We start from the raw sequence: 21,289 nt of genomic DNA on the forward strand, positions 1-21,289 counted from the left end.
GCCGCGATAGCCTTGGGCGGTTGTCCGCGTCCACCTCGGTCCACGAGCGAGGGCTGCGGGCGACTGTCACACCACTGCCGTCCAACGGCCGCGGATCCAGAGTGCCCGGGTGAACAGGCCCCGGCGCGCCGCGCAGCGAGAGAGCCCGCGAGGGCCGGAAGGAGCCCGCATGTCGATCGGTACCGACGCGGAGACCAAGAAGAAGATCATCGCCGAGTACGCCACGACCGAGGGCGACACCGGCTCGCCCGAGGTGCAGATCGCGCTGCTCAGCCACCGCATCGCCCACCTGACCGAGCACCTCAAGCAGCACAAGCACGACCACCACAGCCGTCGTGGTCTGCTGCTGCTGGTGGGCCAGCGTCGCCGGCTGCTGAACTACCTGCAGAAGACCGAGATCAACCGCTACCGCTCCATCGTCGAGCGGCTCGGCCTGCGTCGCTGAGCGACCCAGCGCACGCCTGACGCTGGACGTCGCGCTCGCCGCGGCGTCCAGCGTTCGTCGCTCACCGGGACGGGACCGATAGGCTCGGACCGATCCAACTGAATGAAGACAACCAGGAGCGACCCGCACGTTCTGGCCCGGTCCTCGGTAGTGGCCCTCAGGGCGGCCGTCCACCTCAGGTGGGCGTCGACGTCGCTGCGGGCCTCGATCGAAGACCGGCCCCCCCACCGCGGTGGGGGAGTGCATCACCGGCGGGGGATCCTCGAGGGACCACCCGCCACCACGAGCGGGACGCCGCGGATCGCTCCGCGAACAGAACAGGGATGAACCCTTGACTGAACCCGTCATCTCCGCCGTCGAGACCGTGCTGGACAACGGCAACTTCGGAAAGCGGACCGTCAGGTTCGAGACCGGGCTGCTGGCCCGGCAGGCGGCCGGCTCCGTGACCGCCTACCTCGACGACGACACCATGCTGCTCTCGGCGACCACCGCCGGCAAGCACCCCAAGGACCACTTCGACTTCTTCCCCCTGACGATCGACGTCGAGGAGCGGATGTACGCCGCGGGCAAGATCCCCGGCTCGTTCTTCCGCAGCGAGGGTCGCCCCGGCGAGGACGCGATCCTCACCTGCCGCCTCATCGACCGGCCGCTGCGCCCGACCTTCAAGAAGGGCCTGCGCAACGAGGTCCAGGTCGTCATCACGGTGCTGGCGCTCGACCCCGACACCCCCTACGACGTGCTCGCGATCAACGCGGCCTCGATCTCCACCCAGCTCTCCGGCCTGCCGTTCTCCGGTCCCGTCGGCGGCGTGCGCGTGGCCCTGATCGAGGGCCAGTGGGTGGCCTTCCCGACCCACAGCCAGCTCGAGAACGCCGTCTTCGACATGGTGGTCGCCGGCCGGGTCACCGAGACCGGCGACGTCGCGATCATGATGGTCGAGGCGGAGGCCACCGAGGTCGTCATCCCGCTGGTCGAGGGGGGCGCGCAGGCGCCGACCGAGGAGATCGTGGCCGAGGGCCTCGACGCCGCGAAGCCGTTCATCAAGCAGCTGTGCGAGGCGCAGGCCGAGCTCGCCAAGGAGGCCGCGAAGCCGGTCCAGGAGTTCCCGGTCTTCCTCGACTACGACGACGACGTCTACGCCGCCGTCGAGGCCGCGGCCAAGGACGAGACCGCCGCGGCGCTGGTCATCGCCGGCAAGCAGGAGCGCGAGGAGAAGCTGGACGCGGTCAAGTCCTCCCTGCTCGAGAAGATCGGCGGTGACTTCGAGGGGCGCGAGAAGGAGATCGGCGCGGCCTTCCGCTCGCTGACCAAGTCGCTGATGCGCGAGCGCGTGCTGCGCGACAAGGTGCGCATGGACGGCCGCGGCCTGGCCGACATCCGTCCGCTGCACGCCGAGGTCGGCCTGATCCCGCGGGTCCACGGCTCGTCGCTGTTCGAGCGCGGCGAGACCCAGATCCTCGGCGTCACCACCCTCGACATGCTCAAGATGGAGCAGCAGCTCGACACGCTCTCCCCGGAGAAGCACCGCCGCTACATGCACAAGTACGTCTTCCCGCCCTTCTCCACCGGTGAGACCGGCCGGGTCGGCTCCCCCAAGCGGCGCGAGGTCGGCCACGGCGCCCTGGCCCGCCGGGCGCTGCTGCCGGTGCTCCCCACCCGCGAGGAGTTCCCCTACGCGATCCGTCAGCTCTCCGAGGCGATGGGCTCCAACGGCTCGACCTCGATGGGCTCGGTCTGCGCCTCGACGCTGTCGCTGCTGCAGGCCGGTGTCCCGCTGAAGGCGTCGGTCGCCGGCATCGCGATGGGCCTGATCTCGGGTGAGGTCGACGGCAAGACCGAGTACGTCGCGCTGACCGACATCCTCGGCGCCGAGGACGCCATGGGCGACATGGACTTCAAGGTCGCCGGCACCCGCGACTTCGTGACCGCGCTGCAGCTCGACACCAAGCTCGACGGCATCCCCGCCGAGGTGCTCGGCGCGGCCCTCAAGCAGGCCCGCGACGCCCGGCACGCCATCCTCGACGTGATGGCCGAGGCCATCGACGAGCCCGAGGAGATGTCGCTGCACGCGCCGCGGATCATCACGATCAAGATCCCGGTCGACAAGATCGGCGAGGTCATCGGCCCCAAGGGCAAGGTGATCAACCAGATCCAGGACGACACCGGCGCGTCGCTGTCCATCGAGGACGACGGCACGATCTACATCGGCGCCACCAGCGGCGAGGCGGCCGAGGCGGCCCGGGCGGCGGTCAACCAGATCGCCAACCCGACCATGCCCGAGGTCGGCGAGCGATACCTCGGCACCGTCGTGAAGACGACCAACTTCGGTGCGTTCGTCTCCTTGATGCCCGGCAAGGACGGCCTGCTGCACATCAGCAAGCTGCGCTCCCTGGCCGGCGGCAAGCGGGTCGACGCTGTCGAGGACGTCGTCTCGGTGGGCCAGAAGATCCAGGTCCAGATCGCCGAGATCGACGACCGGGGCAAGCTCTCGCTCGTCCCGTTCGTCGAGGACGAGGGCTCGGCCGAGGCCACCGAGGCCACCGAGGAGGACTGACCCACCCGTGGTCTCCCGACGCACCACCACGACCGGCCGGCAGGCTCCTGCCGGCCGGTCGCGGCTCTCCGCCGCGACTGCGGCCCAGGAGCCCGGCTCCACCCACACCCTGCAGACCGTCCACGACGGCGAGGGGCGGGTGACCTCGTGCGTGCGGCGTACGCTGCTGCCCGGCGGCCTGCGGGTCGTCACCGAGGAGATGGCCGGAGCCCGCTCGGCCAGCGTGGGGGTCTGGGTGGGGGTCGGCTCGCGCGACGAGACGGCCACGCTGCACGGCTGCTCGCACTTCCTGGAGCACCTGCTGTTCAAGGGCACCCGCGAGCGCTCCGCCCTCGACATCTCGGTGGCACTCGACGCTGTGGGCGGGGAGTTCAACGCCTTCACCGCGAAGGAGTACACCTGCTTCCACGCCCGGGTGCTCGACCAGGACCTCCCGCTGGCCGTCGACGTCCTCGGCGACATGATCACCAGCTCCACGCTGCTCGAGGTCGACGTGGAGGCCGAGCGTGACGTCATCCTCGACGAGATCGCCATGCACGACGACGACCCCGACGACGTGGTGCACAACCTCTTCGCCGCCCAGGCGTGGGGCGAGGAGTCTCCCCTGGGCCGCCCGATCGCGGGCACCGAGGCGAGCATCGAGGCGCTGACCCGGGCCCAGATCCGCCGCTTCTACCGGCGGCACTACCGCCCCGCCAACATGGTCGTCGCCGCGGCCGGCCACCTCGACCACGACACGGTGGTCGAGCAGGTGCGGACGGCCTTCGGGCGCAACGGCTTCCTCGAGGGCGACGAGCCCCCGGTGCCGCCGCGCGGCGGTGTCCGCGCCCGCACCGTGACGCCCGGTGCGGTGTTCGCCGAGCGCCCCTTCGAGCAGGTCAACGTCGTCCTCGGGATGCGCGGCGTGACCCGCAACGACGACCGCAGGTTCGCGCTCGGCGTGCTGAACACCGCCCTCGGCGGCGGCACCTCCAGCCGGCTCTTCCAGGAGGTCAGGGAGCGCCGCGGTCTGGCCTACTCCGTCTTCTCCTTCGCCAGCCACCACGCCGACTCAGGGTTGGTCGGGGTGTCGGTCGGCTGCCTGCCGAACAAGCTCGACGACGTGCTCGCCACGGTCCGCGCCGAGCTGGCCCGGGTGGCCACGGAGGGCATCACCGGAGACGAGCTGGTGCGCGGCCAGGGGATGCTCCGCGGCGGCCTGGTGCTCGGCCTCGAGGACTCCGGGTCCCGGATGTCGCGGCTCGGCAAGGCCGAGCTGGTCTACGACCAGCTGCTCGGCATCGACGAGGTGATCGCCCGCATCGAGGCGGTCACGCTCGACGACATCCGCAGCATCGCCCGGGACGTGTTCGGTCAGCCGGAGGTGCTGGCGGTCGTCGGCCCGGGGGCCGCCCACGCCTGACCGCGATCCCGCGCGGGCAAGGGGTCACAGGAGCAGGCGGACCAGGCCGGCGCACGCGGCAGCCCAGAGCACGCTGGTGAAGGTGCCGATGATGAAGCGCTCGGCCGCTCCGGTGTTCTCGCCACTGCGCAGCTCGGGGTAGCGGCCCAGGCCCTTGAGGCCGAGCACGACGGCGACGCCCTCGGGCCAGCCGGCCACCAGCGTCACGAACACCCCGGCGCGCTCCAGCGCACCGATCCACGCGCCACCGCGGAGCACGGTCTCGGACCGGCGGAGGTCGGGAGCGCCACGGTCCTGCCGGTCGACCAGGCCGAACACCGTCGTGGTCACCGGTCCGCCGCCGAGGACGGCGAGCAGCGCGGCCGCGGTGACCAGTGCGGTGCGGGCGGTCGACCCGGACAGCACGACGTCCTCCGGGGCCGCGGCCACCAGGGCCGCGGCACCCAGCAGGCACGCCGCGGCCGGCGTCCAGACCGCGGCGCCGGCGCGGGTCCAGGCGGCGCCCGCCGCGATCGTGGCGGCCGTGGCCAGCACGAGCACCAGGGCCCCGAGGTCCTCGGGGCTCATCGGTCCGCCTCGTCGAGCAGCTGGCCGGCCAGGTAGCCGACCAGCTCGCGGGCTCGACGTCCTTCGACGATGCCGGCGGCCTGGGCGCGCTGGCTGACCGCGGACTGGCTGATCCCGAGGCGCCGGCCGGCCTCCTCGTAGGTCAGCCCCTCGTCGACCAGGTCGGCGACCTCCCAGCCGTTCTTCGTGCGGCGGGCCAGCACGGCCGCCCAGAGCCAGATCGCGCTCTCGAGGGGTCGCACGCCCGGCCGGTCACCGGCGAGCCGGAGGTGCCAGGGGCTGTTCTTGGCCGCGGTGACCGCTTCGCGGGCGGCCACGAACGCCGGCCCGCGGCCGGCCCGGGTGCTGTCGGGCAGTGGCCGCTCGACCTCGCCGAAGCCCAGCCCGACATGCCACCCCCCGTCGCGCAGCAACGGCTCGAGGACCAGGGGGAGCGACGCGGGATCGGTGAGGACGGCCTGGAACTCGTCGCCGACCGTGCGCTGCAGCGGGCGGTCGAGCGGCACTCCCGCCATCCGGTCGATCATCTGCGGCACCCGGTCCGGCTCAGTGCGGCTCCGGCGCTGGTCGACGGTGAGCACGGCCACGGTCATCCGGTCCACCTCCAGTGAAGCACGGTATCAGGTTCTGATCTAATGATGTTCAATCATTAGGTTATAGCCTAACGACGGCCGATCAGCCCGATCACCGCAGGCGACTTCGACTCGACCACCGAGACCCGGAATCCCGCGGAGGCCAGCGCCCCGCTGGCCTTCTCGACCATCGTGGCCACCTGGTCGGGGAACTTGACCTCGTAGAAGAGGAAGATGGCTCCGCCGGGCTGGAGCTTCTCGTGCAGCAACGCGACCTCGTCGGCGCAGTCGCGCACCCAGAACAGGTTCACGTTGAACGCGAACACCTTGTTCAGGCGCTTCACGGGGACCCGCAGCGTGGCCAGGTCGATCTGGCGGACGGTCAGCCGCCCCGCCTCGACGTAGCGGGCGCAGCGTCGCCGGGTGCGGTCCACCCCCGACTCGGAACGGTCGATCGCGAACAGCTTTCCGGTCTCGAGCCGGCTGCAGATCAGCTCCGCACCCGCGCCGGGACCGCAGCCGATCTCCAGGATCTGGTCGGCGGGCTGGACGTCCATCAAGTCGACCGCCCACCGGATCCGCGGCGGAATCGTCTGCAGCACCATGGGGCCAAGCCTGCCAGACCCGGGTCGGCGTGGTGGTGACCGGCGGCGTCAGGAGCCTCCTCGGCGAGCCGCCGGCCATCCCGACTAAGGTCGGCGGTGTGACTGAGGCGATCAGGGTCGGAGTGCTGGGCGCGCGAGGGAAGGTGGGCTCGGAGGTCTGCCGAGCTGTCCGCGCGGCGACCGGCGTCGAGCTGGTCGCCGAGGTCGACGCCGGTGACGACGTCTCGCAGCTGGTCGAGCAACGCGCCCAGGTCGTCGTCGACTTCACCCACCCCGACGTGGTGATGGACAACCTCGCCTACTGCGTGCGGCACGGCATCCACGCCGTGGTCGGGACGACCGGCTTCGACGAGGCCCGGCTCCACACGCTGCGTGGGTGGCTCGACGAGTCCCCGGGCACCGGCGTCCTGATCGCCCCGAACTTCTCGATCGGAGCGATCCTGATGATGCGCTTCGCCGCCCAGGCCGCCCCGCTCTTCGAGTCGGTGGAGGTCGTCGAGCTGCACCACCCCGACAAGGCCGACGCGCCCTCCGGCACCGCCCGGCGTACCGCCGAGCTGATCGCCGCCGCCCGTCGCGAGGCCGGCTGTGGGCCGATCCCCGACGCCACCAGCACCGCGCTGGAGGGAGCGCGCGGCGCCGACGTCGACGGGGTGCGGGTGCACGGGCTGCGCATCCGGGGACTGGTGGCTCACCAGGAGGTCGTGCTGGGCGGCCTGGGGGAGACGCTGACGATCCGCCACGACTCCCTGGACCGGGCCTCGTTCACCCCCGGCGTCCTGGCGGGGGTCCGAGCCGTCGCCGCGCACCCCGGGCTCACCGTGGGGCTCGAACACTTCCTCGACCTGGCCTGACCACAGCCCCGGCCGGTCGAAGTTCTGCAGGTATCTGCGCTGCACGAACCTGAGTCCCACCGGCTCTTCCCGCTGCGGGTGTGCTCCGCGATGCTCTGCCGCACGTTCGACTCGGGACGTCGTGACAGACAGGACAGCACATGCGCAGAACCCTCGCCCTCACCGCGGCCGCGGCGCTCGCCGCCGGCGCCCTCGGGGCGCAGTCCGCGGGAGCCGCCGGCAGCGAGCGACCGGCCGACCGGCGGCCGGAGGGCCGGACGGCCGTCCAGGCCCTCACCGACCACCCCGCCGCCGCCCACGCCAGCGCCGGAACCCGCTTCCGGCCCACCGCGACGCTGGCGGACCGGGACGGCACCACCCATACCCGCATCGACCGCCGCTACCGCGGGCTGGACGTGGTGGGCGGCGACCTGGTCGTGCACCGGGGCGCCGAGGGCCAGTGGCAGGGCGTCAGCCAGACCCTCGACACCGCGGTCCGCGTGGGCGTCACCCCCCGCATCGCCGCGGACCGGGCCGAGCGGCGGGCCCTCGCGCCGGCAGCGGAGACCCGCGACATCCGTCGGCAGCGGGCCGGCGGCGAGGCGGAGCTCGTGGTCGAGACGCTCAGCGGCCGGCCGCGGCTCGCCTGGGCGGTCGCCACCGCGGGACGCCGCACCGACGGCACACCGAGCCGGATGACCACCTTCGTCGACGCCCGCACCGGAGCGGTGCTGCGTCGCGAGGAGCACATCCGGACCGTCGACGGCACCGGGCACTCGCTCTACAGCGGCACGGTGCCCCTCCAGCTGACCCAGTCGGGGTCGACATACACGATGAAGGACCCCACGCGCGGCGGCACCTACACGACCGACCTCGCGAACGGCACGGACTCGTTCTTCTGCCAGCTCTTCGGGGCCGGCTGCAAGACCGGGGCGACCTACAGCGGCACCGACGCCGTGTTCGGCAACGGATCGACCAGCAGTCGCGAGTCCGCCGGCGTCGACGCCCAGTACGGCACCGACGTCACCTGGGACTACTTCAAGAACGTGCACGGTCGCAACGGGATCTTCGGCGACGGCAGAGGGTCCTATAGCCGCACGCACTACGGCAACGACTACGTCAACGCGTTCTGGGACGGCACCAAGATGACCTACGGCGACGGTGACGGCGTCGAGTACGGCCCGCTGGTGTCCCTGGACGTCGCCGGACACGAGATGACCCACGGGGTCACCGAGAACACCGCCGACCTCACCTACTCCGGCGAGAGCGGCGGCCTCAACGAGGCGACCTCCGACATCTTCGGCACCCTCGTGGAGTTCCACGCCGCCAACGTCAACGACCCCGGTGACTACCTGATCGGCGAGGAGTTCGACCTCGCCGACCACACCGGCTTCCGGCGGATGGACAACCCGATCGCCGACGGAAGCTCCCCCAACTGCTGGAGCAGCAACACCAAGAACCTCGACGTGCACTACTCCTCGGGGGTCGGCAACCACTTCTTCTACCTGCTGGCCGAGGGGTCGGGCACCAAGACGATCGGCGGGACCACGCACAGCTCGACCACCTGCAACGGATCGACGATCGCCGGGATCGGACGCGACGCGGCGGCGAAGATCTGGTTCCGTGCCCTGAACGTCTACATGACCTCCGGCACCAACTACGCCGGAGCCCGCACGGCGACGCTCAGCGCTGCCCGTGACCTGTACGGCGCCGGCAGCACCCAGGAGAGCGCGGTGGCTGCGGCCTGGAGTGCGGTCGGCGTCGGCTGACCCGGGGGCTCGCTCCGGGCCGCACCAGGGGACCCGACAGGGCGGTGACCGGATGGTCACCGCCCTGTTCGGGTGCTCGGCGGTCGAGCTTGTGCTCGGCGGTCGAGCTTGTCGAGACCCTCGCTCGCCCGGTGGTCGAGCTTGCCGAGCCCCCCCTCGTCTGGGTCGTCGTCGGCGGGCACCTCACCGGGTCTCGAGACGCGTCGCGCACTCCCTCGCTTCGCTCGGGTGTGCGCCGACGCTCCTCGACCTTCGCCGTTGACGCCGGCTTCGCCGGCTCAGCCGGCTACGGCTCGCTCAACCTCCCGGTCGGACGCCGTAGCCGACTCCGTCGGCTACGGCTCGACCGTGACCTTGATGGCGGCGCCGTTCTGGACGATCGAGAACGCGTCGAGCACGCGCTCGAGCGGGATGTGCTCGGTGATCAGGTCCTTGACCGGCACCTGGCCGGAGGCGATGTACTCCAGCGCCCGCTTGTTGTGCTCGGGCGCGGAGCCGTTGGCGCCGTGGATGTGCAGCTGGCGGTAGTGCACGACGTTGGAGTCGCAGGTGATCGTCGGGTTGGTCTTGGGCAGGCCGCCGAAGAACGAGATGCGCCCGTTGCGTGCGGCCATCGCGATCGCCTGCTCCTGGGTGACGTTCGCGGCGGTGGCGGTGATGATGACGTCCGCGCCCCGCCCACCGGTCAGCTCCATGACCCGCTCGACCACGTCCACCTCGGCGCCGTTGATGACCTCGTCCGGGTGTACGGCGTCGGCCGACATCCTCAACCGGTCCGCGTTGACGTCGATCAGGTAGACCGGTCCTGCCTTGTGCACGCCTCGGGCGATGCGGATGTGCATGCAGCCGATCGGGCCGGCGCCGAAGACCACGACCGTGTCGCCCTCCTCGATGCCGAGCAGCTCCTGGGCGTTGATCGCGCAGGCGAACGGCTCCGCGGCCGAGGCCTCGTCGTAGCCGACGCCGTCCGGGATGCGGTTCAGACCGTCGACCTTGAGCACCTGGCGCGGCACGATCATGTACTCGGCGAACCCGCCGTCGTACTGGTAGCCGACCGAGGTCTGGTTCTGGCAGACCGCCATCCAGCCCTTGCGGCACTCGTGACAGTCACCGCACGGCACCGCCGCGATCACCTGGGCCCGGTCGCCGGCCTGCCAGTCGCTGCCGTAGGTGGAGTTCACCTCGGCGCCCACCTCGACGACCTCGCCGGCGATCTCGTGGCCGATGATGCGCGGCGGAGTGAGGTTCTGGTGGCCGTTGTGCAGGATCTTGACGTCGGTGCCGCACGTCGAGCAGTTGCGGACCTTGAGCTTGACCTCGTCCGGTCCGCAGACGGGCTCGGGCACGTCCTCGAGGCGCACATCCTCGGGTGCATAGAAGCGCAGGGCCTTCATGGGTCTCCTCAGTTGCTCGGATCGGGTCGGCTGCCCGACGACGGTAGCACCGTTTCTCTGCATTTATCTTCGATCATGTTGGGAACCTCCCTTGACATGCCCGATTCTGTGGGAATATACAGGCAATCACAGATTCGCATGACAGGCGTCACAGCCGGGAGATGGCGCGGTCGGCGACACCACGACCAGCGCGCGCTGGAAGTCCTGAGGAGAGAGCATGGCGACAGCCACGCAGACACCGACGTCGCGGACGTCGACCAGAGTGCACGTGCAGCGGTTCGGCACGTTCCTGTCCAACATGGTCATGCCGAACATCGGTGCCTTCATCGCCTGGGGCCTGATCACGGCCCTGTTCATCGAGAAGGGGTGGATCACCGGGCTCACCGACGCCTGGGACGGCGCGGACAGCTGGGTCGCCGAGATCGGCGGCTGGGGTGACTACGCGGGCGGCGGCATCGTCGGCCCGATGATCACCTACCTGCTGCCGATCCTGATCGGCTACACCGGCGGCAAGATGATCTACGAGACCCGCGGCGGCGTCGTCGGCGCGCTCGCGACGTTCGGCGTCATCGCCGGCACCGAGATCCCGATGTTCATGGGCGCGATGATCATGGGCCCGCTCGGTGGTTGGTCGATGAAGAAGATCGACGCCATCTGGGACGGCAAGATCAAGCCCGGCTTCGAGATGCTCGTCAACAACTTCGCCGCCGGCATCTGGGGTCTGCTGCTCGCGACCTTCGGGTTCTTCGCGATGAGCCCGATCCTCACCCGCATCAGCAACGGTGCGGGTGACGCGGTGAAGTGGCTGGTCGAGAACGACCTGCTGCCGTTCACCTCGGTGCTCATCGAGCCGGCCAAGGTCCTCTTCCTCAACAACGCCATCAACCATGGCGTGCTGACTCCGCTCGGCACCAACGAGGCTTTCGAGAACGGCAAGTCGATCCTGTTCCTGCTCGAGGCCAACCCGGCGGCCGGTCTCGGCCTGCTGCTGGCCTACTCCCTGTTCGGCAAGGGCCTGGCGAAGGCGTCGGCCCCGGGCGCGGCCCTCATCCACGCCATCGGTGGCATCCACGAGATCTACTTCCCCTACGTGCTGATGAAGCCCAAGCTGATCGTCGCGATGATCGCGGGCGGCATGACCCAGGTCTTCGTCAACGTGGTCTTCGACAGCGGCCTGCGCGCCCCTGCGGCACCGGGTTCGGTCATCGCCGTCTACGCCCAGACGCCGGGCAACAGCGTGCTGGGGGTGACGCTGTCGATGCTCGCCGGCGCCGCCGTGACCTTCGTGGTCGCCGCGTTCCTGCTCAAGATCGACAAGACCGAGGAGGCGGACGACGAGCTGGTCGGTGCCACCGCCCACATGGAGGCGCTCAAGGGCAAGTCGTCGGTCGCCACCGCGGCCCTGCTCGGGACCGCCGGCCAGCAGGGTGCGATCACCAACATCGTCTTCGCCTGCGACGCCGGCATGGGCTCCTCGGCGATGGGCGCCTCGGTGCTGCGCAAGAAGATCCGCGACGCGGGCTACGCCGACGTGAGCGTGGTCAACAAGGCGATCGCGAACCTGACCTCCGACGCCGACCTGGTCGTCAGCCACCAGGACCTCACCGACCGGGCCCGGCTCAAGACGCCCGACGCGGTGCACGTCTCGGTCGACAACTTCATGGCCAGCCCGCGCTACGACGAGATCGTCGAGCTGCTCGGGCGGACCAACGGCCGCGCCGGCGCGGCGGTCGCCGAGGAGGAGGCAGCAGGGTCCGGCACCCTGCTGGCGGAGGAGTCCGTGGTGCTGTCCGGCCGCGCGGCGACCCGCGACGAGGCGATCACCGAGGCCGGCCGGCTGCTGGTCGACGTCGGGGCCGTCAGCGACGCCTACGTGGACGCGATGCACGAGCGCGAGCGGTCGGTGTCGACCGCGATGGGCAACCTGCTGGCGATCCCGCACGGCACCAACGAGGCCAAGGGATCCATCCACCGCACCGCGCTCTCGTTCGTCCGCTACGGCGCGCCGCTGGACTGGAACGGCAAGGAGGTCCGCTTCGTGATCGGCATCGCGGGCACCGGCAACGACCACCTGGCCCTGCTCGGCCGGATCGCCCGGGTCTTCGCCGACCCCGAGCGGGTCGCCGAGCTCGAGGCCGCCCGGTCCGCCGCCGACGTACGCCGGGTGCTGGGCGAGGTCAGCCCGTCCCCGGCGGGCGCCGGAGCCTGACCCCGGCCACTCTCCGCGAGGGCCCCGCACCGATCGGTGCGGGGCCCTCGTGCGTCGACTGGACCGAGACTCGGTCTCACAGGAGGCGGACGAGGGCCGCCGCCAACGCCGCCCCGCCGACGACGGCCAGGAACGGCGCCCGGAGCAGCAGCAGCCCGGCGGCCACGGCGAGGCCGGCCAGCCGGGCGTCGAGTGTGAGCGAGGAGTCCCGCTCGAGCACCTGGACCGCGACCAGGGCGGAGAGCAGCGCGACCGGCAGCAGGCTCGCCACGCGGGCGACGGCCGGTCGGTCGAGCACCGCGGCCGGCACCGAGAGGCCGGCCAGCTTGAGCAGGTAGCAGCCGGCGCCGGCCAGCAGCACCAGCGTCCACACCGTCGACGGCGACAGGTCGCTCATCGGCGCAGCACCCCCACCAGCAGTGCTACCGCGCCGGCGGCGAGCACCGGCACGCCGGACGGCACGAGGGGGACCGCAGCCAGGGCGACCGCCGCCGCACCGACGGCGACCACCCGCTCCTGCCCCGCAGCGCGCCCCTGCAGGCGGGGCCACAGCAGGGCCAGGAAGGCTGCGCCGACCGCCGCGTCGAGGCCGTAGGTGCGTGGGTCGCCCAGGGCGTTGCCGGCCACCGCCCCGAGCAGGGTGGCCGCGTTCCAGAGCACGAAGACGGCCAGGCCGGTGCTCAGGAACCCCAGCCGGGCGGTCGGCGACGATCGCCGGTTCACCGACATGGCCGTGGACTCGTCGATCAACAGGTGCGCGGCCGCGGCACGCCGCCAGCCGCTCCACGCCAGCAGCGGAGCGAGCCGGAGCCCGTAGAGCGTGTTGCGGGTGCCCAGCAGCAGTGCGGTGGCAGCGGCCGACGGGGCGCTCCCACCCGAGGCCAGGACCCCGACCAGAGCGAACTGGGAGGCTCCGGTGAACATCACCAGGGACAGCACGCAGGTCTGCCAGACGTCGAGGCCGGCGGCGACCGACACGGCGCCGAAGGACACCCCGTAGGCGCCGGTCGCGACGCCGACGCCGAGACCGTCGCGGACGATGCCCGCCCGCTCCTCAGGTGGGATGGACGGGCCGGGATCCTCGAGCACCCGGCGACGATAGCCAGCCGTCACCGTCCCGCACCGATCCGGGGCGGGACGGGGGCCGCAGATCGCTGGGCGTCAGCGGCGGCGTGCGGAGCGCACGGTGTGGGGCTGCAGGTCGCGGTGCGACTCGTGGACGACGGCGTAGGCCACCAGAGCAGCCGCGGCGGCGCCCAGCCAGGCACCCACCGAGGCGGCTACGGGCAGGGCGGTCATGTAGGCGACCCAGGCGCCGGCGGCGACCCCGAGGGCCACGATCGTGACCACGATCAGCGAGCGGTAGAGACGGGGAAGCGGACCGAGCATCTGACGCCACCAGTTCTTTCCGGGCTCCATGCCGCCCGAGTCTCGGGGGCATGCCAGCCCACCCATCGTCGCCGAACGCGGCCACAAATCAAGTGAACGATCCAAACCCGCCGGCCGAGCGGGTGCAGGGAAGGTGGCCCTACAGGACCGTGTGCAGCCGCACCTGCTTGACCCGCACCTGGCCCGAACCGTCGAGGTCGAGCTCGCGGTGCGCGGTGTCCGGGGCCCATCCGGCCCCGGTCAGGAAGGCGCGCAGCGCGTCGTCGGAGGCCACGCTCCACAGCACCGCCCGCTGGAAGCGGTCGGCGCGCATCGTGTCGACCGCGGCCTGGAGCAACCGCGACCCGTGGCCGCGGCGCTGCTCGTCGGGGTCGACCGCCAACTCGGCGAGTTCGGCGTCGGCGACCGGGTCGCAGTCGGGGTCGCCGGCCGGGCCGGTGACCGCCAGACCGACCACCCGGTTGCGCTCCAGCGCCACCAGCGCGCGATGCCGGGCGTCGGAGGGCCGGGCCAGGGAGCCGCGCCAGGCCTCGGTCACCGCCTCGACGTCCGGCAGCGCGTCGGCCGGCAGCACCCCGGCGTACGTCCGCTGCCAGGTGCGCAGCTGCAGGTCGGCGATCGCGGGCGCGTCGTCGGCCCAGGCGACGCGCACGGAGACATCGGCGGTGGGGGAGGAGGTCACCGGGCCCATTGTGGCCCATCGTCTCGAGCCCGGCGCATCACGCCCGCGGGGTGCCCGGCCGACCCGACCCCCGCGTGGCTACTCTCGCCGGTATGGAGATTCGCAACCTGGGAGCCAGCGGCCTGAAGATCTCGGCGATCGCCTACGGCAACTGGCTGACACACGGTTCGCAGGTCGAGGAGGACGCCGCTCTGGCCTGCGTGCGCCGCGCCCTCGACGAGGGCATCACGACGTTCGACACCGCCGACGTCTACGCGAACACCGCCGCGGAGACGGTGCTCGGCAAGGCGCTCGAGGGCGAACGCCGCGAGGGGTTGGAGATCTTCACGAAGGTCTACTGGCCCACCGGGCCAGGCCGGCACAACGACCACGGCCTGTCGCGCAAGCACATCATGGAGTCGATCGACGGCTCGCTGCGTCGGCTCGGCACCGACTACGTCGACCTCTACCAGGCCCACCGCTTCGACCACGAGACGCCGCTGGAGGAGACGATGGAGGCCTTCGCCGACGTCGTCCGCCAAGGCAAGGCGCTCTACATCGGCGTCTCGGAGTGGCGCGCGGAGGAGATCCGCGCCGCCCACGCGCTGGCCCGCGAGTTGCGCATCCCGCTGGTCTCCAACCAGCCGCAGTACAGCATGCTCTGGCGGGTCATCGAGGCCGAGGTGGTGCCCACCAGCGACGAGCTCGGCATCGGCCAGGTCGTGTGGTCGCCGATCGCCCAGGGAGTCCTCACCGGCAAGTACCTCCCCGGTCAGCCGCCGCCCGCCGGCTCCCGGGCGACCGACGAGAAGGGCGGCGCGGGGATGATCGGCCGCTGGATGCGCGACGACGTCCTCGAGCGGGTGCAGCAGCTGCGCCCGGTGGCCGAGGACGCCGGGCTGACGATGGCGCAGCTGGCCGTGGCCTGGGTGCTGCAGAACCCGTCGGTGTCGACAGCGATCATCGGCGCGAGCCGTCCCGAGCAGGTCACCGACAACGTCGCGGCGGCGGGGGTGCGGCTCGAGCCCGAGCTGATGGCCCGCATCGACGAGGTGCTGGACCCGGTCGTCGAGCGCGACCCGGCCCGCACCCAGTCACCGGCCTCGCGCGACTTCTAGGAGGCGTCGAGCCCGGGCACTGCTGCGCGGGGGTCAGCGGTAGTGCTCGGGCAGCTCCTGGCCGATCTTCACCTGGGCCTTCGGCAGCCGCATGAACTTCATCTGCAGCGCACGCGTGATCGCGTAGTAGGTGGTGCCCTTCGGGCTCTCGCCGGGGAAGCGGCGCGCCAGCTGGCGGCGCAAGCGGAACCGGATCACCACCATGTCGATGACGATCAGCAGGATCGTGCCCATCAGCACCGTGTTGCCGATGCCGGCCAGCCGGGCGTTGCCGGAGTAGCCGAGGATCATCGTCACGACCAGCAGCGGGATCATCAGCTCGATGAACGAGAAGCGGCTGTCGACGAAGTCGCGCACGAAGCGGCGCATCGGGCCCTTGTCGCGGGGCAGGAAGTAGCGCTCGTCGCCGGCCTTCATCGCCGCCCGGGCCTTCTGGGACTGCTCGGCCCGGGCCGCGCGCTGCGCGCGGGCCAGCTCCTTGCGGGTGCGGGGTGCCTTGGCGCGGGCCCGGGCGGCCGCCTCGGCCTCCTTGCGGGTCGGCGTCGGGCGCCCCTTGGCTCCCGGTCGGGCCAGGGCCTGCTGCTCGGCGGGGGCGGGGGTCTCGGTCTTGCTGCGACGGAACACGGGGGCCTTCACGGGACGGACGGGCGGGTCGGTCCCAGCCTATCCGCCGGCCCGGCCCGCCGCGGCCACTGCGTGAGAGCTGCGGCGGGGTCTGCGGTGGGGGTCGATACTCCAGGGCGCCCACGACCGCACCGTCCGGACCGCTGCGCCCGTGCTTGCCCCATGCTTGGCGATTGGGCCTAGGGTTGGCTCTGGCTGCAGCCATGCACCATCGGACGCGCCGTGCCGGTGCCTGCGATCGATCACGTCTGTGAGAGGGACCCCCAGCGATGAGCATGTGGAAGCGGATCAAGCTGATCTTCTCGTCGAAGGCCAACAAGGCCCTCGACCGCGCGGAGGATCCCCGCGAGACGCTGGACTACAGCTACCAGAAGCAGCTCGACCTGCTCTCGAAGGTACGCCGCGGCGTGGCCGACGTGGCCACCAGCCGCAAGCGCGTCGAGCTCCAGGTCAACCAGCTCGAGCAGCAGGCCGCGAAGCTGCAGGGCCAGGCCGAGAAGGCGATCTCGGTGGGACGCGAGGACCTCGCCCGCGAGGCGCTGACCCGCAAGTCCGCGCTCGCCGGGCAGATCCAGGGGCTCCAGGCTCAGCACGCCCAGCTCCAGGGCGAGGAGGAGAAGCTGGTCCTCGCCCAGCAGCGGCTGCAGGCCAAGGTCGAGGCGTTCCGCACCCGCAAGGAGACCATCAAGGCCACCTACACCGCCGCCGAGGCTCAGACCCGCATCAACGAGGCGGTCTCCGGCATCGGCGAGGAGATGGGCGACGTCGGCCTGGCGGTCCAGCGCGCGGAGGACAAGACGGCGCAGATGCAGGCCCGGGCCGGCGCGATCGACGAGCTGATCGCCACCGGTGCCCTCGACGACATGACCGCGGTGAGCGCCGGCGACGACATCTCCCGCGAGCTGGAGTCGATGAGCTCGCAGGCCGACGTCGAGGCCGAGCTGGCGCGGCTCAAGGGGCTCTCGGCGCCCAAGGCACCGGAGGCGATCGAAGGATCCGGTGAGATCCTCAGCGAGGAGCCGGTGGCCGAGCCCCGCTCCACCGAGGACGGTGCCCGGTGATCATCCGCATCCTGGGCGAGGGGCAGTTCGACGTGCCCGACACCCTCCTGGACCGGCTCAACGAGCTCGACGCGGCGGTCGAGTCGGCCGTCGAGGCCGGCGACGAGACCGCGTTCGCGGCCGCGCTCGGCGAGCTCCTCACCGAGGTGCGCGGCGTCGCCTCGCCGCACGCGATCGACAGCCTCGACGAGTCCGACCTGATCCTTCCCCCGGCCGACGCCACCCTGGACGAGGTGCGCGACATGATGCGCGACGACGGGTTGATCCCCGGCTGATCCCCGGCTGATCCCACCGGTGCCCGGCCGGCCGCTCGTCGCGGGGGCCGGTCGCGACTGCTTGTGCGGACCCGGGAGACTGATGGCATGGCACGCACCCGCTTCCTCCCCGACCGTGGTCTGACCGCCCGGATGACGCTGGTGATGTTCCTGCTCGGGCTGCTGCTGGTCGTGCTCGTGGTCGGCCTGATGCTCGTGGCCGGCAGCAGCGGCTACGGCGCCTTGGTGCCGTTCATCGGGCTCGCCGGCATCGGCATCGCGTTCTACCAGTGGTACTCCTCCGACAAGGTGGCGATGCGTGCCATGCGGGCCCGCGAGGTCTCCCCGCAGGAGGCTCCGGAGCTGCACGGCATGATCGACCGGCTGTGTGCGATGGCCGACATGCCCAAGCCCCGCGTCGGGATCGCCGACATGGCCATCCCCAACGCGTTCGCCACCGGCCGCTCGCCCGACCGCTCGGTCGTCTGCGTGACCACCGGCATCCTGCGCACGCTCAGCGCCGAGGAGCTGGAGGGGGTCCTCGCCCACGAGCTGTCCCACGTCGCGCACCGCGACGTGCTGGTGATGACGGTCGCCTCCTCCGCCGGCATCGTGGCCGGCATGCTCGCCCAGGGTTCGCGCTACGGCGCGTTCCTCGGCGGCAACCGCCGGGGCAACAACAACAGCGCGCTCCCGGTGTGGCTGGTCGTGCTGCTGATCAGCGTGGTCACCTACGTGATCAGCTTCCTGCTGCTCAAGCTGCTCTCGCGCTACCGCGAGCTCTCGGCGGACCGGGCCGGCGCCTACCTGACGATGAAGCCGCAGGCCCTGGCGTCGGCGCTGCAGAAGATCACCGGCGAGATGAACACGATCCCCCAGCGCGACCTGCGCGCGACCAAGTCGATGAACGCCTTCTTCTTCGCCCCGGCCATCAGCGGCGTCTCGCTGCGCACGCTGACCTCCACCCACCCCAGCCTCGAGCAGCGACTCGAGCAGCTCGCCCGGATCCAGGCCGAGCTCGGCCGGCCGACGGCCTGAGGCCCGGAGCGACGACATGGGATTCTGGCAGTCGGTCCTCGGGCGCTCCCGCCCCAAGCAGGCCAACCTCGATGCGCTGTTCCTGGTGCCGAGTGCGGCGGTGACGCTGGAGACCACCCTGGGCCTGCGGCCCACCGGCGAGGGAGCCGTCTGCTTCCGCGCGGCCGGCGGGGCCGCGTTCAGCAACACCCAGGACGACGTACTCCGGCTGCTGCGGTCGGCGCCGGACGCCCCCGAGGTGAGCGTGAGCCAGGACGACTTCGGCTACACGTGGCTGGTCGTCGACCGCACCGAGGCGGAGCCGGCCGCCGGCCCCGTCGACGTGGGCGGACTGGTCACCGACCTGCACGCGGTCAACACCTCGCTCGAGGCCGAGGGCTTCGGGCCCGGGCTGCTCTGCTCGCTGGTGCCGTTCGCCGACACCACCGGACGCCGGGTGGGCCTGGTCTACCTCTACAAGCAGGGCACGTTCTACCCCTTCGCCCCGGCCGGGCGGCAGCAGCGGGACAACCTCACCGAGATCCAGGTCCGCGACGCGCTGGCCGGGGAGCTGCCGGTCGAGCGGGAGCTCTCCCGGTGGCTGGCGATCTGGGGTGCGCCGGGGCTGTGAGCCCCGGGGGCCGCCGGCACTAGCGACCGGGCAGCGCCAGCATCCGCTCCAGCGCGACCAGCGCCCACCTCTGCGTCTCGGGGTCGACCTCGATGCGGTTCACGACGGTGCCCTGCGCCAGCGACTCGAGCGCCCACACGAGGTGCGGCAGGTCGATCCGGTTCATCGTCGAGCAGTAGCACACGGTCTTGTCGAGGAAGACGATCTGCTTGTCGGGGTGCGCGTCGGCGAGCCGCTTGACCAGGTTCAGCTCGGTGCCGATCGCCCAGCTCGAACCGGCCGGTGCCGCCTCGATGGTCTTGATGATGAACTCGGTCGACCCCACCAGGTCGGCCTTGGTGACCACCTCGTGGCGGCACTCGGGGTGCACCAGGATGTTGATGCCCGGCACGGAGGCGCGCAGCTCGTCGACGACGTCGGGGGAGAACCGCCCGTGCACCGAGCAGTGGCCCTGCCACAGGATCATCTTCGCCGCGCGCAGCTGCTCGGGGGTCAGCCCGCCGTGGGGGCGCAGCGGGTTCCAGACGACGCAGTCGTCGAGGGAGAGGCCCAGCTGGAGCACGGCGGTGTTGCGGCCGAGGTGCTGGTCGGGGAAGAACAGCACCTTCGCGTCGGGCTTCTGCTCGAACGCCCACTCCAGGGCGACCTCCGCGTTCGAGGAGGTGCACACCACCCCGCCGTTGCGCCCGCAGAACGCCTTGATGTCGGCCGAGGAGTTCATGTAGGTCACCGGGACCACCGAGTCGACCACTCCGGCGTCGGCGAGCGCGTCCCAGGCGTCCTCGACCTGCGCCAGCCGCGCCATGTCGGCCATCGAGCAGCCGGCGGCCAGGTCGGGCAGCACGACCTGCTGCTCGGGGGTGGTCAGGATGTCGGCGGACTCGGCCATGAAGTGCACGCCGCAGAACACGATGTACTCGGCCTGGGGGCGGGCGGCCGCCTCGCGGGCCAGCTTGAACGAGTCGCCGGTGACGTCGGCGAACGCGATGACCTCGTCGCGCTGGTAGTGGTGACCCAGCACGAACACCCGCTCGCCGAGCGCGTCCTTGGCGGCCCGGGCGCGCGCCACCAGGGCCGGGTCGGAGGCGGGCGGCAGGTCGCCGGGACACTCGACGCCCCGCTCGGAGAGCGGATCGGCGCCGCGTCCCAGCGGCAGCAGCGGCAGGTCCACGGTCGTCATGGCGTCATCGTATGCCGCGTCGACGCGCTCGGCTCGGCGTCCCACCCCCGCGACATGCGACGCGGAGGCTCACAGGAGGGCGCCGCTGTGCAGGTACGGCGCGGGCGGCGCCATGTTGCGCACCGCCAGGTAGCCGTCGGCGTGCAGCTCGAGGCGGGCCGCCATCCCGACGTCGATCGCCCACTGGTTGGCGGCGGTGACGTGCCGGATCGACACCTGCTCGCCCGCGTCGGCCAACGTGGCCCACAGCAGACGGGTGGCCGTACGCCGGTTGGTGGCGGCGAGCACCGCGACGTTGCCGGTGACGTCGACGTAGGCATACCCGGAGCCGGTGCTCGAGTCGGAGACGAGCAGTCGCCAGCTCTCCAGCATCACGGGGTGGTCGGGTCCGTGGGCCGCGCCGCGGGTGCGCCGGTCGACCGAGTCCATCAGCTCGAAGTCGGCCATCGAGCCCTCGCGGACCTTCTCGACCACGGGGATCGCCGACCGGTCGACCGTGCCCTCCAGGAACATCTGCGGGTGCAGGTCGAACCCGGCCAGCCGGTAGCGGCGCGCGGCCTTCGGGTCGGCCGACGCCGAGAGCATCCCGCGCAGCGAACCCCGGCCGTGATGCAGCGCGGCCTCGAGCAGTTGTCGGCCCACGCCCCGGCCCTGCAGCCCCGGGCGCACGACGTAGGTGGCCAGGCACCACAGCAGCTCCCGGTTGAACGAGGTGGCGAAGCCCAGCAGCCCCGAGCCGTCCTCGGCCGCCCAGCAGCCCCCGGGGTCGGTGCGGACGAGGTGTCTGGTGCGGCGCTCCCAGGTGCGGGCGCCCTCGGCGGAGCGGGGCTGCGGCGCCGGCCACGACGGCCGAGCCATCCGGGTGTCGAGCTCGAAGAAGCCCTCGGCACTGATCCGCTCGGCGGCGGGCACGTCGGCCTCGGTCATCGGCCGGATCGTCGGGGCCGGTCCGTCGTCGGTCGAGCTCATCGTGGAGAAGCCTACCGAGCCCGGTCCGCCCGCCG

The 21,289-nt window shown here is 71.7% G+C and carries 22 protein-coding genes; 11 read left to right on the forward strand and 11 right to left on the reverse strand.

What is annotated here, in order from left to right:
* Window positions 1-169: 169 nt before the first annotated feature.
* The 3 genes from rpsO (at window position 170) to D6B71_RS04445 (ending at window position 4,401) form a co-directional block, all read left to right on the forward strand.
* Window positions 170-445, forward strand: coding sequence for a 30S ribosomal protein S15 (gene rpsO / locus D6B71_RS04435; protein ID WP_121252404.1), 276 nt, complete (start codon window positions 170-172; stop codon window positions 443-445).
* A gap of 331 nt (window positions 446-776) precedes the next feature.
* Complete coding sequence (locus D6B71_RS04440; RefSeq protein WP_121252406.1) at window positions 777-2,999, forward strand: polyribonucleotide nucleotidyltransferase; 2,223 nt, start codon at window positions 777-779, stop codon at window positions 2,997-2,999.
* Between the two features lie 7 nt (window positions 3,000-3,006).
* Window positions 3,007-4,401, forward strand: coding sequence for a M16 family metallopeptidase (locus D6B71_RS04445; protein WP_121252408.1), 1,395 nt, complete (start codon window positions 3,007-3,009; stop codon window positions 4,399-4,401).
* 24 nt (window positions 4,402-4,425) lie between these two features.
* Here the strand turns inward: D6B71_RS04445 and D6B71_RS04450 are convergent, their stop codons facing one another.
* From D6B71_RS04450 to D6B71_RS04460, 3 genes are all read right to left on the reverse strand, one after another.
* Window positions 4,426-4,968, reverse strand: coding sequence for a hypothetical protein (locus tag D6B71_RS04450; protein ID WP_121252410.1), 543 nt, complete (start codon window positions 4,966-4,968; stop codon window positions 4,426-4,428).
* Window positions 4,965-5,561, reverse strand: a complete 597-nt coding sequence (locus D6B71_RS04455; RefSeq protein WP_206051555.1) for a sigma factor-like helix-turn-helix DNA-binding protein — start codon at window positions 5,559-5,561, stop codon at window positions 4,965-4,967. Before D6B71_RS04455 ends, D6B71_RS04450 begins: the two co-directional genes overlap by 4 nt.
* Before the next feature lie 68 nt (window positions 5,562-5,629).
* A complete protein-coding gene (locus D6B71_RS04460; RefSeq protein WP_121252411.1) occupies window positions 5,630-6,145 on the reverse strand; it encodes a class I SAM-dependent methyltransferase in 516 nt (171 codons plus the stop codon).
* A gap of 98 nt (window positions 6,146-6,243) precedes the next feature.
* Here D6B71_RS04460 and dapB point away from each other — a divergent pair, with 98 nt between their 5' ends.
* Window positions 6,244-6,999, forward strand: coding sequence for a 4-hydroxy-tetrahydrodipicolinate reductase (gene dapB / locus D6B71_RS04465; protein ID WP_206051556.1), 756 nt, complete (start codon window positions 6,244-6,246; stop codon window positions 6,997-6,999).
* Window positions 7,000-7,139: 140 nt separating this feature from the next.
* Window positions 7,140-8,747, forward strand: coding sequence for a M4 family metallopeptidase (locus D6B71_RS04470; protein WP_121252413.1), 1,608 nt, complete (start codon window positions 7,140-7,142; stop codon window positions 8,745-8,747).
* A 335-nt stretch (window positions 8,748-9,082) separates the two neighbouring features.
* Here the strand turns inward: D6B71_RS04470 and D6B71_RS04475 are convergent, their stop codons facing one another.
* Complete coding sequence (locus D6B71_RS04475; protein WP_121252415.1) at window positions 9,083-10,141, reverse strand: zinc-dependent dehydrogenase; 1,059 nt, start codon at window positions 10,139-10,141, stop codon at window positions 9,083-9,085.
* Between the two features lie 217 nt (window positions 10,142-10,358).
* Between D6B71_RS04475 and D6B71_RS04480 the strand changes: the two genes are divergently transcribed.
* Complete coding sequence (locus D6B71_RS04480; RefSeq protein ID WP_121252417.1) at window positions 10,359-12,350, forward strand: PTS mannitol transporter subunit IICBA; 1,992 nt, start codon at window positions 10,359-10,361, stop codon at window positions 12,348-12,350.
* Window positions 12,351-12,426: 76 nt separating this feature from the next.
* On the opposite strand, the gene D6B71_RS04485 is transcribed toward D6B71_RS04480, so the two are convergent.
* The 4 genes from D6B71_RS04485 to D6B71_RS04500 all read right to left on the reverse strand — a co-directional run bounded on the left by D6B71_RS04485 (window position 12,427) and on the right by D6B71_RS04500 (window position 14,430).
* Window positions 12,427-12,747 carry an AzlD domain-containing protein gene (locus D6B71_RS04485; RefSeq protein ID WP_121252419.1) on the reverse strand — a complete coding sequence of 107 codons (321 nt, stop codon included), beginning with the start codon at window positions 12,745-12,747 and terminating at the stop codon, window positions 12,427-12,429.
* The gene (locus D6B71_RS04490; protein ID WP_121252421.1) at window positions 12,744-13,439 is read right to left on the reverse strand and encodes an AzlC family ABC transporter permease; all 696 of its coding nucleotides are present in this window, start codon (window positions 13,437-13,439) and stop codon (window positions 12,744-12,746) included. Before D6B71_RS04490 ends, D6B71_RS04485 begins: the two co-directional genes overlap by 4 nt.
* Window positions 13,440-13,511: 72 nt before the next feature.
* Entirely contained in the window at window positions 13,512-13,769 is a 258-nt protein-coding gene (locus D6B71_RS04495; protein ID WP_126688183.1) for a hypothetical protein, read from the reverse strand.
* Between the two features lie 109 nt (window positions 13,770-13,878).
* Window positions 13,879-14,430, reverse strand: coding sequence for a GNAT family N-acetyltransferase (locus D6B71_RS04500; RefSeq protein WP_121252425.1), 552 nt, complete (start codon window positions 14,428-14,430; stop codon window positions 13,879-13,881).
* A gap of 83 nt (window positions 14,431-14,513) precedes the next feature.
* Here D6B71_RS04500 and D6B71_RS04505 point away from each other — a divergent pair, with 83 nt between their 5' ends.
* Complete coding sequence (locus D6B71_RS04505) at window positions 14,514-15,518, forward strand: aldo/keto reductase family protein (RefSeq protein ID WP_121252427.1); 1,005 nt, start codon at window positions 14,514-14,516, stop codon at window positions 15,516-15,518.
* Window positions 15,519-15,551: 33 nt separating this feature from the next.
* On the opposite strand, the gene D6B71_RS04510 is transcribed toward D6B71_RS04505, so the two are convergent.
* Window positions 15,552-16,154, reverse strand: a complete 603-nt coding sequence (locus D6B71_RS04510; protein ID WP_240641072.1) for a DUF3043 domain-containing protein — start codon at window positions 16,152-16,154, stop codon at window positions 15,552-15,554.
* A gap of 257 nt (window positions 16,155-16,411) precedes the next feature.
* Here D6B71_RS04510 and D6B71_RS04515 point away from each other — a divergent pair, with 257 nt between their 5' ends.
* The 4 genes from D6B71_RS04515 to pspAB all read left to right on the forward strand — a co-directional run bounded on the left by D6B71_RS04515 (window position 16,412) and on the right by pspAB (window position 19,105).
* Window positions 16,412-17,203 carry a PspA/IM30 family protein gene (locus D6B71_RS04515; protein WP_121252429.1) on the forward strand — a complete coding sequence of 264 codons (792 nt, stop codon included), beginning with the start codon at window positions 16,412-16,414 and terminating at the stop codon, window positions 17,201-17,203.
* Window positions 17,200-17,478: a PspA-associated protein PspAA gene (gene pspAA, locus D6B71_RS04520; RefSeq protein WP_121252431.1), complete on the forward strand. Its 279-nt coding sequence runs from the start codon at window positions 17,200-17,202 to the stop codon at window positions 17,476-17,478. Before D6B71_RS04515 ends, pspAA begins: the two co-directional genes overlap by 4 nt.
* Window positions 17,479-17,565: 87 nt before the next feature.
* Window positions 17,566-18,495 (forward strand): zinc metalloprotease HtpX, encoded by a 930-nt coding sequence (htpX, locus tag D6B71_RS04525; RefSeq protein WP_121252432.1) that lies wholly within the window; start codon window positions 17,566-17,568, stop codon window positions 18,493-18,495.
* Window positions 18,496-18,511: 16 nt separating this feature from the next.
* Window positions 18,512-19,105 (forward strand): PspA-associated protein PspAB, encoded by a 594-nt coding sequence (pspAB, locus tag D6B71_RS04530; protein WP_121252433.1) that lies wholly within the window; start codon window positions 18,512-18,514, stop codon window positions 19,103-19,105.
* Between the two features lie 19 nt (window positions 19,106-19,124).
* Here the strand turns inward: pspAB and nadA are convergent, their stop codons facing one another.
* Both nadA and D6B71_RS04540 read right to left on the reverse strand, forming a co-directional pair.
* Entirely contained in the window at window positions 19,125-20,285 is a 1,161-nt protein-coding gene (gene nadA, locus D6B71_RS04535) for a quinolinate synthase NadA (protein ID WP_121252435.1), read from the reverse strand.
* A gap of 69 nt (window positions 20,286-20,354) precedes the next feature.
* Entirely contained in the window at window positions 20,355-21,254 is a 900-nt protein-coding gene (locus D6B71_RS04540; protein WP_206051557.1) for a GNAT family N-acetyltransferase, read from the reverse strand.
* Window positions 21,255-21,289: the final 35 nt, after the last annotated feature.

This window comes from Nocardioides ferulae (assembly GCF_003660455.1).
GTDB lineage: Bacteria > Actinomycetota > Actinomycetes > Propionibacteriales > Nocardioidaceae > Nocardioides > Nocardioides ferulae.

What these genes read in the sequence shown, in the direction of transcription:
- D6B71_RS04540 (WP_206051557.1), bottom strand. Translation starts at nt 21,254, where the DNA reads ATGAGCTCGACCGACGACGGACCGGCCCCGACGATCCGGCCGATGACC.
- D6B71_RS04500 (WP_121252425.1), bottom strand. Translation starts at nt 14,430, where the DNA reads ATGGGCCCGGTGACCTCCTCCCCCACCGCCGATGTCTCCGTGCGCGTC.
- nadA (WP_121252435.1), bottom strand. Translation starts at nt 20,285, where the DNA reads ATGACGACCGTGGACCTGCCGCTGCTGCCGCTGGGACGCGGCGCCGAT.
- D6B71_RS04470 (WP_121252413.1), top strand. Translation starts at nt 7,140, where the DNA reads ATGCGCAGAACCCTCGCCCTCACCGCGGCCGCGGCGCTCGCCGCCGGC.
- D6B71_RS04485 (WP_121252419.1), bottom strand. Translation starts at nt 12,747, where the DNA reads ATGAGCGACCTGTCGCCGTCGACGGTGTGGACGCTGGTGCTGCTGGCC.
- htpX (WP_121252432.1), top strand. Translation starts at nt 17,566, where the DNA reads ATGGCACGCACCCGCTTCCTCCCCGACCGTGGTCTGACCGCCCGGATG.
- D6B71_RS04495 (WP_126688183.1), bottom strand. Translation starts at nt 13,769, where the DNA reads ATGGAGCCCGGAAAGAACTGGTGGCGTCAGATGCTCGGTCCGCTTCCC.
- pspAB (WP_121252433.1), top strand. Translation starts at nt 18,512, where the DNA reads ATGGGATTCTGGCAGTCGGTCCTCGGGCGCTCCCGCCCCAAGCAGGCC.
- D6B71_RS04460 (WP_121252411.1), bottom strand. Translation starts at nt 6,145, where the DNA reads ATGGTGCTGCAGACGATTCCGCCGCGGATCCGGTGGGCGGTCGACTTG.
- D6B71_RS04480 (WP_121252417.1), top strand. Translation starts at nt 10,359, where the DNA reads ATGGCGACAGCCACGCAGACACCGACGTCGCGGACGTCGACCAGAGTG.
- D6B71_RS04475 (WP_121252415.1), bottom strand. Translation starts at nt 10,141, where the DNA reads ATGAAGGCCCTGCGCTTCTATGCACCCGAGGATGTGCGCCTCGAGGAC.
- D6B71_RS04515 (WP_121252429.1), top strand. Translation starts at nt 16,412, where the DNA reads ATGAGCATGTGGAAGCGGATCAAGCTGATCTTCTCGTCGAAGGCCAAC.
- rpsO (WP_121252404.1), top strand. Translation starts at nt 170, where the DNA reads ATGTCGATCGGTACCGACGCGGAGACCAAGAAGAAGATCATCGCCGAG.
- D6B71_RS04505 (WP_121252427.1), top strand. Translation starts at nt 14,514, where the DNA reads ATGGAGATTCGCAACCTGGGAGCCAGCGGCCTGAAGATCTCGGCGATC.
- D6B71_RS04455 (WP_206051555.1), bottom strand. Translation starts at nt 5,561, where the DNA reads ATGACCGTGGCCGTGCTCACCGTCGACCAGCGCCGGAGCCGCACTGAG.
- D6B71_RS04450 (WP_121252410.1), bottom strand. Translation starts at nt 4,968, where the DNA reads ATGAGCCCCGAGGACCTCGGGGCCCTGGTGCTCGTGCTGGCCACGGCC.